Raw genomic sequence first — 15,187 nt, 5'->3', positions numbered from 1 at the left:
ATATTTTTAACCTATTTCATCCCATTAAACCACTCTCTAGTGTATGTTCCATTTTTAAAGTTATATTTAAATTAAACAACTATGGTTTATACAGATTATTAATTCAGTATCCAAAGATATTTCTTTTCCTACAAACAAAGAAATAGTTTACTTTCAAAATCTGTTTTTTTCGATAAAAAGCACAACTTAATCGTACGTGACTGCTTTTATAAAACAGAAATGAAGCTAACTTTCTGGTTATAGGTATTAGTACTTTGGATAAAAAAGCCATATCGGCTGCTTTTGGCAGCACCCAAACAAAGTATTTGGACCTACTTTCCCAATTACAAGAAAAACAGATTAGCTTTTTTTTATAGACTAGCTTGATCCTGAAATATAATAGAGTATTAAAAATGCTTCGAGTAACAAGCCTTCTTGTTTTAAAGGTGTATTAAGGTTAAAACGAAAAAACTCAGATTAAAATTTAATCTGAGTTTTTTATAAATTTAGTAAGAATACACTTAGTTTTAAATTAAAGCGTAAAGATATTTTTTGTTAAACACAAGGCTAACATTAAAACACACAATGCATCATCCTTATATAGAAAATAAACTAAACCTAAACAATCTCTGCACTTAAGCCTGCTTCCAAAAGCATGGAACATCGAGGCTTCAAATCGTCGTACAAACCGGTTTTTACCGTACATTTACCTTTATAGTGGACAATAATAGAACATTGTTCTGCTTGTTCAGGAGTATGGTCGCACGCATACATAAGGGTTTCTATAACATGATCGAATGTATTGACCTCATCATTGTAAAGCACAATTTCGTTTTGAGTCAAAACCTCTTCTTTAAGTAATATTTCTTCTAATGTTTTTTCTTTAGTACTCATAATATTTCAACTTACAAATAATTGACCTAAGTTTCTATAGTTCAGCATTTTGGTTGGCAAATTTTAGATATTCTTAAAAAATATAAAAAAGTTATTTTACACTAATTTAAAAACTTTAAAGCGACCCAATGGTTTCTTTCGAGTTTTTCTTCAAATTTTAACAGATGTTTTTCACAAATAGCTCTTATTACAGGAATATCGTCATTATAAAATCCGCTTAAAAACATCATTCCTTTTTTATTTAAGCAAGACACATAGGCCTCCATATCCTGCAATAAAATATTGCGGTTTATGTTAGCAATGATTATATCGTATTTTTTGTTTTCCAGAACAGAAGCATCTCCTTCTATAACGCTAATATGTTTGCAATTATTACGTTCTACATTTTCCAAACTATTAAGATAACACCAATTATCATAATCTACGGCATCAATAGGCTGGGCACCTTTCATTTCTGCCAAGATGGCCAAAACTCCCGTACCACACCCCATATCTAAAACCGATTTATTGGTAAAATCATTCTTTAAAACATGTTGGATCATCATATGTGTCGTTTCATGATGCCCTGTTCCAAAGCTCATTTTAGGTTCGATAATAATATCAAATTCCGTGTCGAACTTATTATGAAAAGGAGCTCTAACAGCACAAATATCATCAACAACAATCGGATTAAAGTTTTTTTCCCACTCCTCATTCCAATTGGTTTGTTCAATTTCATTAAAACTATAACTAATCTCAAATTCATCAGAGTCCAAAATTTGAATCTCCTCCAAGATGGCATCGTGCCATGCTTCTTTTTGAATATAAGCTGTAGCGCCAGTTTCTGTTTCTACAAAACTTTCAAAACCGGCATAGCCTAATTCTGCAATAAGAATCTCTACTCCTGGTTGTAACGGTGAGACTTTGAATTCGTAGCCTATGTAAATGATATTTGACATATTGATGTATAATCTATATTTTTTTTGAATGATATGAAATGGCTATCAATAAAAACAGCATCCTTCTTTGGCACAAAAGTACAAAAAAAGGATGCAGTATATTACTTTATCATTATTCTTAAACTCGGTTAAAAATGAATGATAGACCAAAAAAGTATTTAGAAAGCGTTTACAATAGCATAAAAGTCATCTGCTTGTAATGCAGCACCACCAATTAAACCACCATCAACATCTGGTTTAGAAAAAATCTCATTAGCATTTGCTGGTTTCACACTACCTCCATAAAGAATGGAAACACTATCGGCAACATCTTTTCCATATTGATCTGCCAAAGTTTTTCTAATAAAAGCATGCATGTCTTGTGCTTGTTCTGGACTAGCAGTCTCGCCAGTACCAATGGCCCAAACGGGTTCGTAAGCCAATACAATATTTTTAAAGGCATCGGCTTTTAAATGAAATAATCCATTTTTAATCTGGCTTCCCACTACGTTTTCATGGTTTTTAGATTTTCTATCGGCCAATTCTTCACCAAAACAGAAAATAACACGAATATCATTTGCTAAAGCCGCATCTACTTTTTTAGCCAATAATTCATCCGTTTCATTAAAATACTCACGACGTTCGCTATGCCCTAAAATTACGGTATTAACACCAATGCTCTTTAACATACTCGCGCTTATCTCCCCTGTATAAGCACCGTTTTCAGCAAAATGCATATTCTGTGCGATCACTTCTATATCATGATCTTTTAACGTTTGGTAAGCCTGCCATAGGTTAGTGAATGTTGGAGCAATCATCACTTCAGCATTTGACGTTTTCGTCTGATTTTTTAAATCTGTAATCAAGGTTTCGGTTTGCGCCAAATCGTTGTTCATTTTCCAGTTTCCTGCTACTATTTGTTTTCTCATAAGATTCTATTTACCTTTTCCATACGTTGTCTAAACCTAGAGCATAAGTGGGAAGGGCTTTTATTAATTAATTAAACGTTTTTTTATATTTATATCATCTGCCTCTACGGCTTTAAACAACTTAATATGTCCTTTAGAATCGACTACCATATAACGGGGTATCCAATCTATTTTTACAAACGACCCAAAAGCACTTTTTTTACCAGACGGCATATAGTAATGCTCACCGCGAACATCGTACTTTTTTATACCTTTTTTCCATGCGCGCTCTGTGCGATCTAAAGATAAAAACACATAAGCTACATCGCCATACGCTTCTTGCAAGGCCTTAACATCAGGCATTCCTTTTATACAGTCGCCGCACCAAGAGGCCCAAACATCGATGAGAATGGTTTTATCTTCATGTAATTTTAAAATATCACGAAGTTTAATCGAGCTTCCATCTAAGGTGGTAAAAACATCATTTAAAGCAGCTTCTGAAAACTGGGTTGGCACCTCTGAGTTACACCCCGAAAACAGTATAAAAATAATTAAAATCTTGAAATATTTTATCATAAAAGAGATTCTTTTTGTTTGAACATTTATTCCAATTTAACCTTGGGATCTAACCAAACGTAAATCATATCTACAAAAATATTAATAATTATAAAGAGTAAGGCTATAATTAACACAGAACCCATTATCACTGGTAAATCCAAAGTGTTTAAAGCATTAACAATTTCTTTTCCAAGACCATTCCAACCAAAAATATACTCTACAAATACAGCTCCTGCCAACATCGAGGCAAACCATCCCGAAATAGCTGTAACTACTGGATTTAAAGCATTTTTAACCGCATGCCTTTTTATAATCTGAAACTCGCTCAAGCCCTTGGCTCTTGCGGTTCTTATATAATCTTGATTAAGGACTTCCAACAACGAGTTTCGCATCAGTTGAATCACTACCGCTAGAGGCCGGATACCCAAAACTAGGGCAGGAAGTATTAAATTTTTCCATTGTATGTGCATAGCCTCCCCAAAATCGTCGAGTTCATATAAGCTTCCTGTCATTTCCAAATGTGTATACTCATGCAGAACATAGCCAAAAAACCAAGCAAATAAAATAGCACTAAAAAAAGAAGGAACACTCATACCAAATGTACTAAAGATTTGAATGGTTTTATCCTGCCATTTATCTTTGTATAATGCAGATATAATGCCTAATACAACACCTAGCAGCATGGCAAAAACAATAGCAGTAACAGCAAGTACAAAAGTATTGGGAAGCGTCTCTGCTAGAACCTGACTTACCTTTTTGCCTTGTTTTGTAAAAGACTCTCTTAAATAGGGGAACTTAAAAACGGTTGTGATACTGCCTATAGAAAACAATGGGGTAGCTGAGTATTTTCCTGTGCTTAAAAACGTATAGTCTTCGGGAGATTTTGAATGAAGGGACAAGGGTGATAAATCATTCAAATAATAAAAATACTGCGTAGTGATGGGCTTATCAAAACCATATTTTTGTTTAACTATTGCCAATTGGGCACTATCTTCGTTTTGTCCCAGCATCATTTGTGCCGGATCCCCTGGAAGCACATTAAATAAAAAGAAAATAACCGTTACTACCCCAAATAATGTGAGTAACGCATAATACATTTTATTTAGTAAATAGCTTATCAAATAGAAGGTTTGTGAATTGATTTATTTTTACAAATACAACTTAGCATTACAGTTTTAAATCTTCTAAATCATTCCAATGCACCTTTTGTTTAACCGTTCCCTTATCCAGTTCTAAAATACCAGGGTTAGAACGCACAACTGTTTTTAGTGCCTTTTCATCACATAAATAAAACTCAAAATCTAAACCATAAGCAGCCTTAATCCGTTGCTTTTCCGATTCCCCAGAGGCCGTTAAACCAATAATTTTATAACCTTTTTCACGAGCTTCTTTTTGCAACGCTTTTAACTTTAGAGCACCTTCCCTTTCAATAAACTCTAAACCGTAAGACACTACAATAATTAGTTTTTCTTCATTTAAAAACTCGTCCACCAGGTTTTCGTCTTCGCTTTCTATAGAAAAATCGACTACAGGAGGCTGGTAACCTTCCCGTATTACTTTAGTATCTACTCCTACAAAATCGCCATCCACATCGGGATAAGCCCCTTTTGTAGTTATGGTTTGCTCCGCTCCATTTATATTAAATGTCCAATAATACTCCACAAGCGGTTTTGGGGCATCTTCTGGAATGCTCATCCCCTCTTTTATATTGTTCCCTATTTTATAAGCCCTAAAATCGAACACGGGCAGGTGCATCAACACATGGTAACCGAACCCTAAACTTAAAATAAAACTCAACAAAGCCAATATGGTAGTTGTTAACCTACCATATAATGGAGCGATGTACTTTACACCTATAAAAAGAATGATAATCAATACCAAAAGTACAACGTCTTTCCAGAACGTTTCCCAAGGCTCTAACTTTAAAAAATCTCCGAAGCAGCCACAATCCTTTACTTTTTCAAAATAAGCGGCATAAAAAGTCAAGAAGGTGAAAAACACCATCATGGCCATTAGGCTCCAAACCGTAAATTTAGGTTTATAACCAATAAGCAAGAACACACCAAGCACCACTTCAAAAACAACAACAAAAACCGAAATCATTAAGGCATAAGGTTCTAAGAAAGGAATATTTAGTACGTCTGGGCTAAAATATTCCTGTAATTTATAAGAAAACCCAAGAGGGTCGTTAAGTTTTATAAATCCAGAGAATATAAATAATATACCTACGAGAACTCTTGATATGTTTACTAATACTTTCATATATTTTGCCTTAATAAGACCTTTCGACTACGCTCAAGGTGACCGGTTACTACTAATTTATTTTTCACTCAAATGAATTAAAGCAAAGACCGCATAATTGATCATATCTTGATAATTGGCACCAATGCCCTCACTTACCAAAGTTTTGCCTTTATTATTTTCAATTTGTTTTACACGTAATAACTTTTGTAAAATCAAATCGGTTAAGCTACTTACACGCATATCGCGCCATGCTTCACCGTAATCATGGTTTTTGTTTTCCATAAGTGTTTTGGTAATGGCTATTTTTTCGCTGTATAATTTTGTGGCCGCTTCAATAGACAAGTCGGGTTGTTCTACTACGCCTTTCTCAAGTTGGATCAATGCCATAGTACAGTAATTGACAATGCCAATAAACTCACTCACCTCATCCTCATCTATTTTCTGTTCGGCGTTTTGCTGAAGCCCCCTAATTCGCTGCGCTTTTATAAAAATTTGATCTGTTAAAGAGGGTAATCTCAATATGCGCCATGCACTACCGTAATCCCCCATTTTTTTTATAAATAAGCGCTTACACGTGTCAATTACCGCATCGTATTGTTTTGAGGTATTTTGCATGAATACATAGAATTTTGTGTAAATTTCGCTTAAATTGTTCAAAGTTCAAAGCTTAAGGTGCAAAGTTTTAAACCTATCTTTGAAGCTTAAAATCTAATGTTTCAAGTTAAAAATGAATTTCCAACGGTTTTAAAAGCTCGTTTTAAGAGTTTAAAATTTGAGACCCGAACCCGTAATAGTATGACCATTAACTGCAAAGGACAACTTATCGATTTATCATCGCCAAAAGTGATGGGAATCCTAAACATAACACCCGATTCGTTTTACGATGGCGGTGCATACAAAAGCGAAAAAGAAATCTTAAACCATGTTGAAAGGATCCTTAACGATGGCGCTACCTTTATTGATGTGGGCGCTTATAGCTCTAAGCCAAATGCAGATGATGTTAGCGAACACGAAGAACTCCATCGCATACTCCCTATTGTTGAATTAATTTTAAAACACTTCCCAGATGTTTTGCTTTCTATAGACACCTTTAGAAGTGCTGTTGCCCAAAACTGTATTGAAGCTGGCGCCTGCATGATTAACGATATTTCTGCAGGACAATTAGATGATAACATGCTACAAACTATTGCCCAATTACACGTACCGTATATTATGATGCACATGCGCGGAACGCCCCAAAACATGCAACAGCATACCGATTATGATAATTTGGTAAAAACCATGATTTATTATTTTTCTGAGCGTATTGCCGCAGCAACAAAATTGGGCATCGTAGATCTTATTATAGATCCAGGCTTTGGTTTTGCAAAAACCTTAGAACAAAACTATAACCTTTTAAACACTCTGGAACTTTTAAAAATAATAGAAAGACCGCTACTTATTGGAGTTTCTAGAAAATCTATGATTTATAAACTACTGGAAACTACAGCAAACCAAGCTTTAAACGGAACCACTGTTTTAAATACCGTGGCTTTACAAAAAGGGGCATCAATTTTAAGAGTGCATGATGTTAAAGAAGCTATGGAATGTATTAAATTGATAAACGCGTTAAATGTTTAAAATGAAACACATCCTATTACTTATAATAACTCTAAGCCTTACTGCTCTATCTTGCGGTAATGATAAAGTAATCCAATTACCAGAAATAGACCATTCTGATATTGTAGAAATAAACGACGTATCTGCCGCCTATCTTTTTTATAATGAAGCCAAAACAGATCATGTCGAATTAAACAAAAACAACCTTATAGTAAGCACAAACTGGCTCGTGAACGTTGATAAGCGTTTAAGCCTAAAACAGGTAATTCCGCATATAAAATCCTTACAGGAAAAGAAATCGAGCTCTAGCCATAAAAACATACATGCTAAAAACTATTTCACCTGCCATGATACCAGCGAAAAAAATCTCGGTTTTATTGAGTTTACTCATATCAATTATTCTTTTGGAGAAACCTTTTTAGAAACACATAAAACGCCTTCTAAATCGGTGTTTATAAACATTATGTCTCTTGATAGCATACAGTTAGGTTCTCTTAAAAAGGAACGCAGTTTAAGTACGTTTGAACAATTCGATATTTCAAACATAAATGAAAGCTTAAAAAAGATGAACCCAGAATCTGAATTACACGTTTTCCTTCAGTTTAATTCGGCATTAACATTTCAAGAGTATATTACTGTAAAGTCAGCGTTTTTAAAATTAGACACCAAACATCTTAATATTATTAAAGACGAATTCATCTATAATTAGCATTATTTACTAAATTTACCAAAACCAAAAACAGCTTGGAAATATTTAATGATCTTTTAAAATTTAAAATTGTAGACATTATAGATGTCTTTCTAGTGGCATTGCTGCTTTACTACATCTATAAGTTAGTAAAAGGCACGGTTGCTATTAACATATTTATTGGCATTATCATTATCTATGCCGTTTGGAAACTTACCGATTTTCTCGAAATGTTTATGCTACATAATATTTTTGATGGGTTTATCAAAGTCGGTATTATCGCTTTAATCGTGGTCTTCCAACCTGAAATCAGAAAGTTTTTACTTATGGTAGGATCCACCAACTTTAGCGGTAGGCGAAAGTTTTTTAAACATTTCAGATTCTTAAAAACCGATACCGGTAACGAAACCAAAGTAGAAGTTATCATTTCTGCTTGCACTAAAATGGCAGCTTCCAGAACCGGCGCGCTTATTGTTTTTGAACGGAACAACAATTTAGATTTTTTATCGGCTTCTGGAGATGAGATGAATATTTCGGTAACCCAGCCCATTATAGAAAGTATTTTTTTTAAAAACAGCCCGCTACACGATGGTGCTATTATAGTAAAAAATAATACTGTAAAAGCAACTCGGGTTATCCTGCCCTTAAACAACGAAAAAACCATACCAAAACGTTTTGGATTACGACACAGAGCAGCCATTGGTGTTACCGAAAAAACAGACGCACTAGCTTTAGCGGTAAGTGAGGAGACCGGACATATTTCATATTTTAAAGATGGAGAATTTATTGTTTTTGAAGATATTGACGAACTTACAGCTTTAATTAAACAAGATTTAATTTAAGCCACTTCATCCTTTAAAAACTGGACTTCATATAAATTTCTATAATAGCCATTCTCTATTTTAAGAAGCTCGCTATGGGTACCTTGTTCTACTATTTCACCAGAATCCATAACAATAATTTTATCGGCTTTTTTAATGGTAGCCAATCTATGGGCAATCACTATAGACGTTCGCCCTTTGGTAATTTTATAAGTGGCATTCTGTATAAGTTGTTCCGAATAAGAATCTACAGAAGACGTCGCTTCATCTAACACCAAAATACTTGGGTTGGTTACATAAGCGCGCAAAAATGAAATAAGCTGGCGCTGACCAGAAGACAGCATAATACCACGTTCTTTTACATTGTAATGATAGCCGTTTGGAAGGCTTGCAATAAAATCATGAATACCAATATCTTTTGCTGCTTGAACCACTTCGTTTTCGGTTATATCAGGATTGTTAAGTGTAATATTATTAAGAATGGTATCTGCAAATAAAAACACATCTTGCAGAACAACGGCAATTTGTGTGCGCAACGATGATAGAGTTACATCTTTAATATCCACACCATCAATAGTGATGCTCCCGCTTTGTATTTCATAAAACCGATTAAGCAAATTAATAATGGTCGACTTCCCAGCACCTGTAGACCCTACAATTGCAACTGTTTCCCCTGCATTTACTTGAAACGAAATGCCTTTTAAAACCGTTTCATCTTCGACATAATTAAAATATACTTTATCAAATGTAATTGCGCCTTTAAAATCATTTGCCAATAAAGTGCCCGTATCATCAATTTGAGAAGTCGTATCCAATACCCTAAAAACCCTATTAGCAGCCACCATACCCATTTGCAGGGCATTAAATTTATCGGCTATTTGGCGTAAAGGCCTAAACAGTTTAGGTATAAACATTACAAATGCAAATAGTACCCCTTGGGTTGCAACACTATCTACCACAGCGTGCAGGCCACCATACCACACCACCAAACCTATAGTGATGGAAGAAGAAAGTTCGGCTATTGGAAAAAATATAGAATTATACCAAATGGTTTTTAACCAGCCTTTTTTATGCCGTTGATTAATGGCTTTAAATTTATCGTACTCAATAGTTTCCCTTGCAAATAGCTGTAAAATTTTCATACCTGTAATACGCTCTTGCACAAAGGAATTTAAATTAGAAACTTCGGTGCGCACTTCCTCAAAAGCCTTTTTCATATACTTTTGAAACACGAGCGTCGCATAAAGTACAAGCGGCAACATTAAAAACACGATAATACTCAATTGCCAGCTCATATAGATCATAAAGCCAGAGACCACGACCATAGTGAGCAAATCTCGAAATATCATGAACAGCCCTTCACTAAACACATCGGCTATACGCTCCATATCTGTTACCGCACGTGTAATAAGCACACCTACAGAAGAATTATCGTAATACTTCATTTTAAAACGAAGCAAATGATTAAATAATTTTACGCGAATATCCTTAACAACCGTCTGCCCTAACCAGCCCGAATAGAAAATAAAAAACAATTGAACCGCAAACTCGAGTACCAAAAGCCCTATCATGAGTAAAATGTAAAACAAAAACCCTTCTTTGGTTTTAGTGGTCAGGTTTTCATCAATAGCCTGTTGTAAAAGCGAAGGTGTGGCAACTCCTAAAACAGCTATAAAAATAACAGCAATAAACACAAAAGAAAACACCATTTTATAGGGCTTCATAAATTTAAAAAGCCTTACAAACAATCGTACATCAAATATATTTTCTTTCGTTTTTCCCATTTACAACATAATAGCATCTGGATACTCCACATGCGTTAAATACAAAGCGTGCCCAGGCACCGAAAAACCCGCTTCGCTTCTGTTTTTAGATTTAATAATAGAATGAAGATCGTCTACCTTTATTTTTCCTAATCCAACATGGACCATCGTGCCCACTATAGCCCTTACCATATTTCTTAAAAAACGATCGGCCTGAATTACAAATTGCAGTTCGCCATCAATTAAAGTCCATGCGGCTTTCATAATTTTACAATTATATGTTTTCACATCTGTCTTACTTTTAGAAAAACATTGAAAATCGTGATATTCAAACAAAATTTTTGTGGCTTCGTTCATTTTATCTATATCCAAATCTTGCTTTACATAATACACATTTTCAAAGGTAAACACATTTTTATGCAATGTAATCCTATACAAATAGGTTCTACTTAAAGCATTAAAACGCGCATGGGCTTTATCTTTTACTTTAAAAATGCTCTGGATGGCAATATCCTTTGGCAAATAAAGGTTAAGTTTATACACGATATCCGTTTCATCAAAAAGCATATCGGTGTCAAAATGGGCAAACATTTGCGTGGCATGTACGCCAGCATCCGTTCTACCTGCCCCCATTATGGGCGTTTTTCCTTTTAAAAGTACAGACAACGATTTTTCAATAACTTCCTGTACAGTTATTGCATTGGGCTGGTATTGCCAACCATGGTAATTACTGCCATTATAAGAAAGTTCTATAAAATATCGCAATTTGTTTTATACTTTAGTTGAAGCTGCAAAGATAGGCAGTTTTGTGTTTTATACGAAGCCGTCAACCCCTAATTATATATTAAAAAAACAATTGGGCGTTCCCCAAGGGTCGGGCTTTCCGCTATATCTTTTTCTCGTACCTCAAAAAAGGATGCCGCTGCAATCCCTAACGCACCTACTTGCCTGCTTATCTTTTAAATGGAGGCTTGGTTTGCCTTGTGAGGATTTGGTTAAAGCAAATGAAAAATCCTTTTAAGGAACTTCTTCTGCATCTAACAGGTTAAAGCAATTATCGATAACTTTGCCTACTACAATTATTAATACATGATAAAAATATTACTTCTTTCAGACACCCATAGCCATATAGATGATGGGATTTTAAAATACGTAAAACAGGCAGATGAAGTATGGCATGCAGGCGATATTGGAGATTTAAAAGTAACAGATGCCATTAAAAGCTTAAAACCTCTTAAAGCAGTTTATGGTAATATAGACGATACCCATGTGAGAATGGAGTTTCCCGAAAACAACCGTTTCATGTGCGAAGGTGTAGACGTCTGGATTACCCATATTGGTGGCTACCCTAGCGCTTATAATGTTCGAGTGCGTGAAGAAATTCGGCTAAATCCGCCACAGCTTTTTATATGTGGCCATTCCCATATCTTAAAAGTAATGCCCGATAGAAAACTAAACCTATTACACATGAATCCAGGTGCTGTAGGCAAACATGGTTTTCATAAAAAAAGGACTATGTTACGGTTTACTATTGACGGTAAAAAAATAGAAAATCTCGAAGTAATAGAATTTCCTTCATAAAATCAAGATGCTTTTATTAAGCTTCCAAAAGAGAACCTCAATCCAGCTCCTAGACTTTAACAGGTATATTTATGTTAATTTTTTCCCAAACCATCGTATTTATAGGCTAATACCTTGGCTGCCCACTCATAAATTGTAATTTTGCCCCAATTGAAAAAGTAAACATAACTATTTATGAGTCAAGTAAAAGAAAATGACACCGTAAGAGTGCATTACACAGGAAAGTTAAGCAATGGTCAGGTTTTTGACAGTTCATTGGAAAGAGAACCGTTAGAAATTACATTAGGACAAGGGATGTTGATTCCTGGTTTTGAAAAAGGTGTGATTGACATGAAAGTTAACGAGAAAAAAACAGTTAATATTCCTGCTGAAGAAGCTTACGGTGATGTACAAAAAGAATTGTTCCATGAAGTGAAAAAAGACCAACTACCACAGGAAATGACCCCTGAGGTTGGTATGGGCTTGGCTTCAAAAAACCCTGATGGGTCTGAAGTACAATTTCGCGTAGCCGAAGTTCACGATGAGCATATTGTTATTGATGCCAACCACCCTTTGGCTGGACAAGATTTAACATTCGAACTAGAACTTGTTGAAATTAAATAACAAGTTGTTTTTATTATAAAAAAAAGTCTGGAGCGTTTCCAGACTTTTTTTTATATTTTTTTAAAATGAACTAGTTTAAAAGCAAAAAGACCTTTCAAATGAAAGGTCTTTTTGCTTTTAATAAGAGCCGATGGAGGGACTCGAACCCACGACCTGCTGATTACAAATCAGCTGCTCTAGCCAGCTGAGCTACATCGGCATTGTTTAGCGAGTGCAAATATAAACGCAAAATTGATATTTGCAAGCACTCTGCTAAAAAATTTTATCCAAGATTGTTTATTTTTTCAATTAAAGCACTTCCTTTTGTTTCTAACTCTTGGTTTATCGCTTTAAAATGTGCTTTTTTATTCTCAACATTTTTATCGTTTACTTTAGCGATTAAAGTGTCGAAAGTTTCAATTGCTTCATCAATAATTGCCTCGCTCGCTTTTTTATCAGGATTTGTTTTTGAATACTCCCAAATATAAACCGCTTCAATAATATCACCTAAAACAAAATTAATGTCTTTCTTTAGGTTTCTAACATTTGCCATTCTTTTAATTTTAAAAATTTATACAAAAGTAGTTAAATAATAGATAAGATGCCTCGCTTGAGGCTAAGGAAAAAATATTTTTTTAATTACACGTATACTTCTAAAAGTTTTGCATAAGTTGCACTTATCTCAAATTGCTTTGCAGCAGCTGGTATTAATACCGTTTCACCTTTTTTTATGAGTTCTGAGGTGTCATCGATTTTAATAGTCGCTTCACCATCTACACAGATGTAAATGAAAAAAGAGTCTTGATGATTCTCCTTTTGAAGCGTTTTATCCAACTCAATATAATGCGTTGTAAAATAAGGACAGCTCACCATTTCATTCGACTCGTTAGCCGTTTTTGAATAATTTACCCTAAAATTGTCTGGCATATCAAAATCGAAAGCATCAATCGCTAAGTCATTATGCAGTTCGCGCTCATTCCCATTATCATCCACTCTATCCCAATCGTAAACGCGATAAGTAATATCGCTGGTTTGTTGTATTTCTGCAACCATAACCCCCGCCCCAATGGCATGAATGCGGCCTACTTCTATAAAATACGTATCACCTTCTTTTACTTTATCAAAATTTAAAATTTCGGGAAGCGTTTTGTTGTTAAGATGTTTTAAGTATTTTTCCCGTGTCATCTCTTGATTAAAACCTACTATTAAATTGGCATCATCATCTGCTTGAAGCGTGTACCACATTTCGGTTTTCCCAAAAGAATTATGTCTTTTAGCGGCCAGTTCATCATTAGGATGTAACTGAATGGACAAATCTTCTTTAGCATCGATAAACTTTATAAGTAAAGGAAATTTATCTTTAAATATTCTATAATTCTGTATTCCTAATAAATCTTGTTTATAGGTTTCCAGTAACTGTTTTAACGATTGCCCTTTTAAGCTACCGTTTGATACAATAGACGTATCCCCTTCAACATCACTAATTTCCCAACTTTCACCAACATTTGGCAAATCGCTGTTTTTATTAAGTATGTTTTTTAATTTTTGTCCGCCCCAAATTTTATCTTTTAATATAGGGGTGAATTTTATGGGATACAAGGGTGTTTTATTCATGTTGTTATTTTAAAATTATCAATTATTAGTTTCCAGAATACACCACAAAATTGCGCGGTGTTTCAAAAAGTGTTATTTTTAAGTCTAAATGAGCAGCTAGATTTGGCCTCATTTTATTATATATCACCACAGCAATGTTTTCGGCAGTTGGATTTAACTCCTTGAATTCAGGCACCTCAATATTCAAGTTTTTATGATCTAAAACATCTTCAACTTCAGTCTTAATAATATCTCTTAAAACCTTCATATCGATAACATATCCCGTTTCTTGATCAATAGGCCCTGTAACACTTACAATAAGCTCATAGTTATGGCCATGAAAATTGGGGTTATTACATTTCCCAAAAACGGCATTATTCTTGTCGTCAGACCAATCTTTTCTATATAACCTATGTGCGGCATTAAAATGTGCCTTTCTATTAACCGTTACGTTCATGCCTTTACATTGATATGTTCGTAAAATTTATCGAAAATCACTTTAAACCAAGCTGTATATCGCTCGGGATGCGCTTCAATATCTTTTCTTATCGCATCTAAGGACATCCATTTCCAACTGGCCACTTCATCTGGATTAATAATGGGTTCGCCATTATATTTACCCAATAATATGTGGTCAAACTCGTGTTCTGTCAAGCCATTATCAAAAGGCGCCTTATAGATAAAAGAAATAGATTCTTTTAAATCGACCACAAACCCCATTTCTTCTTGTAAGCGCCGTTTTCCTGCATCTATATTACTTTCGCCTTCACGTTGATGGCTACAGCAGGTATTGGCCCACAATCCAGGTGTGTGATATTTGGATAGGGCACGTTGCTGGATCATCAATTCGTTTTTATCATTAAAAATAAAAACAGAAAAAGCGCGATGCAATACTGCTTTTTCATGGGCTTCCATTTTTGGCATCAAACCAATTTGCTCGTTTTTTTCATTCACGAGGATTACTTTTTCTTCTTCCATAATAACACAAAAATACCAAGTAAATTATTAAAAACCTCATGCTTCATTCAAATAAATATAAAATCGAAATTCTCAAATCATA

Annotated in this window: 18 protein-coding genes and 1 tRNA gene; 5 read left to right on the top strand and 14 right to left on the bottom strand. The window is 34.6% G+C overall.

Annotation, left to right across the window (positions count from 1 at the left end; all coding sequences use genetic code 11):
• Positions 1-597: 597 nt before the first annotated feature.
• From ACFFU9_RS01200 to ACFFU9_RS01170, 7 genes are all read right to left on the bottom strand, one after another.
• Complete coding sequence (locus ACFFU9_RS01200) at positions 598-873, bottom strand: ATP-dependent Clp protease adaptor ClpS (protein WP_379859528.1); 276 nt, start codon at positions 871-873, stop codon at positions 598-600.
• A gap of 101 nt (positions 874-974) precedes the next feature.
• Positions 975-1,811 carry a 50S ribosomal protein L11 methyltransferase gene (gene prmA, locus ACFFU9_RS01195; protein ID WP_379859527.1) on the bottom strand — a complete coding sequence of 279 codons (837 nt, stop codon included), beginning with the start codon at positions 1,809-1,811 and terminating at the stop codon, positions 975-977.
• Between the two features lie 158 nt (positions 1,812-1,969).
• Positions 1,970-2,719, bottom strand: coding sequence for a triose-phosphate isomerase (gene tpiA, locus ACFFU9_RS01190; RefSeq protein WP_379859526.1), 750 nt, complete (start codon positions 2,717-2,719; stop codon positions 1,970-1,972).
• A gap of 63 nt (positions 2,720-2,782) precedes the next feature.
• Positions 2,783-3,274, bottom strand: coding sequence for a TlpA family protein disulfide reductase (locus tag ACFFU9_RS01185; protein WP_379859525.1), 492 nt, complete (start codon positions 3,272-3,274; stop codon positions 2,783-2,785).
• A 26-nt stretch (positions 3,275-3,300) separates the two neighbouring features.
• Positions 3,301-4,377 carry an ABC transporter permease gene (locus tag ACFFU9_RS01180; protein WP_379859524.1) on the bottom strand — a complete coding sequence of 359 codons (1,077 nt, stop codon included), beginning with the start codon at positions 4,375-4,377 and terminating at the stop codon, positions 3,301-3,303.
• A 46-nt stretch (positions 4,378-4,423) separates the two neighbouring features.
• Complete coding sequence (locus ACFFU9_RS01175; protein WP_379859523.1) at positions 4,424-5,518, bottom strand: BT_3928 family protein; 1,095 nt, start codon at positions 5,516-5,518, stop codon at positions 4,424-4,426.
• 57 nt (positions 5,519-5,575) lie between these two features.
• Complete coding sequence (locus ACFFU9_RS01170) at positions 5,576-6,115, bottom strand: DUF1599 domain-containing protein (RefSeq protein ID WP_379859522.1); 540 nt, start codon at positions 6,113-6,115, stop codon at positions 5,576-5,578.
• Positions 6,116-6,295: 180 nt separating this feature from the next.
• Here ACFFU9_RS01170 and folP point away from each other — a divergent pair, with 180 nt between their 5' ends.
• The 3 genes from folP to ACFFU9_RS01155 are packed head-to-tail and all read left to right on the top strand — an operon-like array spanning position 6,296 to position 8,629.
• Complete coding sequence (gene folP / locus ACFFU9_RS01165) at positions 6,296-7,120, top strand: dihydropteroate synthase (RefSeq protein WP_379859529.1); 825 nt, start codon at positions 6,296-6,298, stop codon at positions 7,118-7,120.
• Between the two features lies 1 nt (position 7,121).
• On the top strand, positions 7,122-7,808 hold the full coding sequence (locus ACFFU9_RS01160; protein WP_379859521.1) for a hypothetical protein: 687 nt from the start codon (positions 7,122-7,124) through the stop codon (positions 7,806-7,808).
• Between the two features lie 35 nt (positions 7,809-7,843).
• The gene (locus ACFFU9_RS01155) at positions 7,844-8,629 is read left to right on the top strand and encodes a diadenylate cyclase (RefSeq protein WP_379859520.1); all 786 of its coding nucleotides are present in this window, start codon (positions 7,844-7,846) and stop codon (positions 8,627-8,629) included.
• Here the strand turns inward: ACFFU9_RS01155 and ACFFU9_RS01150 are convergent.
• Both ACFFU9_RS01150 and truA read right to left on the bottom strand, forming a co-directional pair.
• A complete protein-coding gene (locus ACFFU9_RS01150) occupies positions 8,626-10,392 on the bottom strand; it encodes an ABC transporter ATP-binding protein (protein ID WP_379859519.1) in 1,767 nt (588 codons plus the stop codon). The genes ACFFU9_RS01155 and ACFFU9_RS01150 overlap by 4 nt on opposite strands.
• A complete protein-coding gene (gene truA, locus ACFFU9_RS01145; protein ID WP_379859518.1) occupies positions 10,393-11,136 on the bottom strand; it encodes a tRNA pseudouridine(38-40) synthase TruA in 744 nt (247 codons plus the stop codon).
• A gap of 324 nt (positions 11,137-11,460) precedes the next feature.
• Here truA and ACFFU9_RS01140 point away from each other — a divergent pair, with 324 nt between their 5' ends.
• Positions 11,461-11,952: a metallophosphoesterase family protein gene (locus tag ACFFU9_RS01140; protein WP_379859517.1), complete on the top strand. Its 492-nt coding sequence runs from the start codon at positions 11,461-11,463 to the stop codon at positions 11,950-11,952.
• Positions 11,953-12,126: 174 nt separating this feature from the next.
• Positions 12,127-12,555: an FKBP-type peptidyl-prolyl cis-trans isomerase gene (locus ACFFU9_RS01135; protein ID WP_379859516.1), complete on the top strand. Its 429-nt coding sequence runs from the start codon at positions 12,127-12,129 to the stop codon at positions 12,553-12,555.
• 125 nt (positions 12,556-12,680) lie between these two features.
• Here ACFFU9_RS01135 and ACFFU9_RS01130 read toward each other — a convergent pair.
• From ACFFU9_RS01130 to idi, 5 genes are all read right to left on the bottom strand, one after another.
• Positions 12,681-12,754, bottom strand: a tRNA-Thr gene (locus tag ACFFU9_RS01130).
• A gap of 63 nt (positions 12,755-12,817) precedes the next feature.
• Positions 12,818-13,087, bottom strand: coding sequence for a hypothetical protein (locus tag ACFFU9_RS01125; protein WP_379859515.1), 270 nt, complete (start codon positions 13,085-13,087; stop codon positions 12,818-12,820).
• Between the two features lie 86 nt (positions 13,088-13,173).
• The gene (locus ACFFU9_RS01120) at positions 13,174-14,148 is read right to left on the bottom strand and encodes a type I phosphomannose isomerase catalytic subunit (protein ID WP_379859514.1); all 975 of its coding nucleotides are present in this window, start codon (positions 14,146-14,148) and stop codon (positions 13,174-13,176) included.
• A gap of 25 nt (positions 14,149-14,173) precedes the next feature.
• Complete coding sequence (locus ACFFU9_RS01115) at positions 14,174-14,584, bottom strand: 6-pyruvoyl trahydropterin synthase family protein (RefSeq protein WP_379859513.1); 411 nt, start codon at positions 14,582-14,584, stop codon at positions 14,174-14,176.
• Positions 14,581-15,105, bottom strand: a complete 525-nt coding sequence (idi, locus tag ACFFU9_RS01110) for an isopentenyl-diphosphate Delta-isomerase (protein WP_379859512.1) — start codon at positions 15,103-15,105, stop codon at positions 14,581-14,583. The genes ACFFU9_RS01115 and idi overlap by 4 nt, the downstream gene beginning before the upstream one ends.
• Positions 15,106-15,187: the final 82 nt, after the last annotated feature.

The organism is Mariniflexile ostreae (genome assembly GCF_042427585.1).
In the GTDB taxonomy this organism is placed as follows: Bacteria; Bacteroidota; Bacteroidia; order Flavobacteriales; family Flavobacteriaceae; genus Pseudalgibacter; species Pseudalgibacter ostreae.
This window is presented reverse-complemented; position numbering and strand designations above follow the sequence as displayed.

Excerpts from the sequence above, each read along its gene's own strand:
- idi (WP_379859512.1), bottom strand. The coding sequence starts at position 15,105 with ATGGAAGAAGAAAAAGTAATCCTCGTGAATGAAAAAAACGAGCAAATT.
- tpiA (WP_379859526.1), bottom strand. The coding sequence starts at position 2,719 with ATGAGAAAACAAATAGTAGCAGGAAACTGGAAAATGAACAACGATTTG.
- ACFFU9_RS01115 (WP_379859513.1), bottom strand. The coding sequence starts at position 14,584 with ATGAACGTAACGGTTAATAGAAAGGCACATTTTAATGCCGCACATAGG.
- ACFFU9_RS01185 (WP_379859525.1), bottom strand. The coding sequence starts at position 3,274 with ATGATAAAATATTTCAAGATTTTAATTATTTTTATACTGTTTTCGGGG.
- ACFFU9_RS01150 (WP_379859519.1), bottom strand. The coding sequence starts at position 10,392 with ATGGGAAAAACGAAAGAAAATATATTTGATGTACGATTGTTTGTAAGG.
- ACFFU9_RS01170 (WP_379859522.1), bottom strand. The coding sequence starts at position 6,115 with ATGCAAAATACCTCAAAACAATACGATGCGGTAATTGACACGTGTAAG.
- prmA (WP_379859527.1), bottom strand. The coding sequence starts at position 1,811 with ATGTCAAATATCATTTACATAGGCTACGAATTCAAAGTCTCACCGTTA.
- ACFFU9_RS01135 (WP_379859516.1), top strand. The coding sequence starts at position 12,127 with ATGAGTCAAGTAAAAGAAAATGACACCGTAAGAGTGCATTACACAGGA.
- ACFFU9_RS01120 (WP_379859514.1), bottom strand. The coding sequence starts at position 14,148 with ATGAATAAAACACCCTTGTATCCCATAAAATTCACCCCTATATTAAAA.
- ACFFU9_RS01200 (WP_379859528.1), bottom strand. The coding sequence starts at position 873 with ATGAGTACTAAAGAAAAAACATTAGAAGAAATATTACTTAAAGAAGAG.
- ACFFU9_RS01175 (WP_379859523.1), bottom strand. The coding sequence starts at position 5,518 with ATGAAAGTATTAGTAAACATATCAAGAGTTCTCGTAGGTATATTATTT.
- ACFFU9_RS01140 (WP_379859517.1), top strand. The coding sequence starts at position 11,461 with ATGATAAAAATATTACTTCTTTCAGACACCCATAGCCATATAGATGAT.
- ACFFU9_RS01125 (WP_379859515.1), bottom strand. The coding sequence starts at position 13,087 with ATGGCAAATGTTAGAAACCTAAAGAAAGACATTAATTTTGTTTTAGGT.
- folP (WP_379859529.1), top strand. The coding sequence starts at position 6,296 with ATGACCATTAACTGCAAAGGACAACTTATCGATTTATCATCGCCAAAA.
- ACFFU9_RS01160 (WP_379859521.1), top strand. The coding sequence starts at position 7,122 with ATGAAACACATCCTATTACTTATAATAACTCTAAGCCTTACTGCTCTA.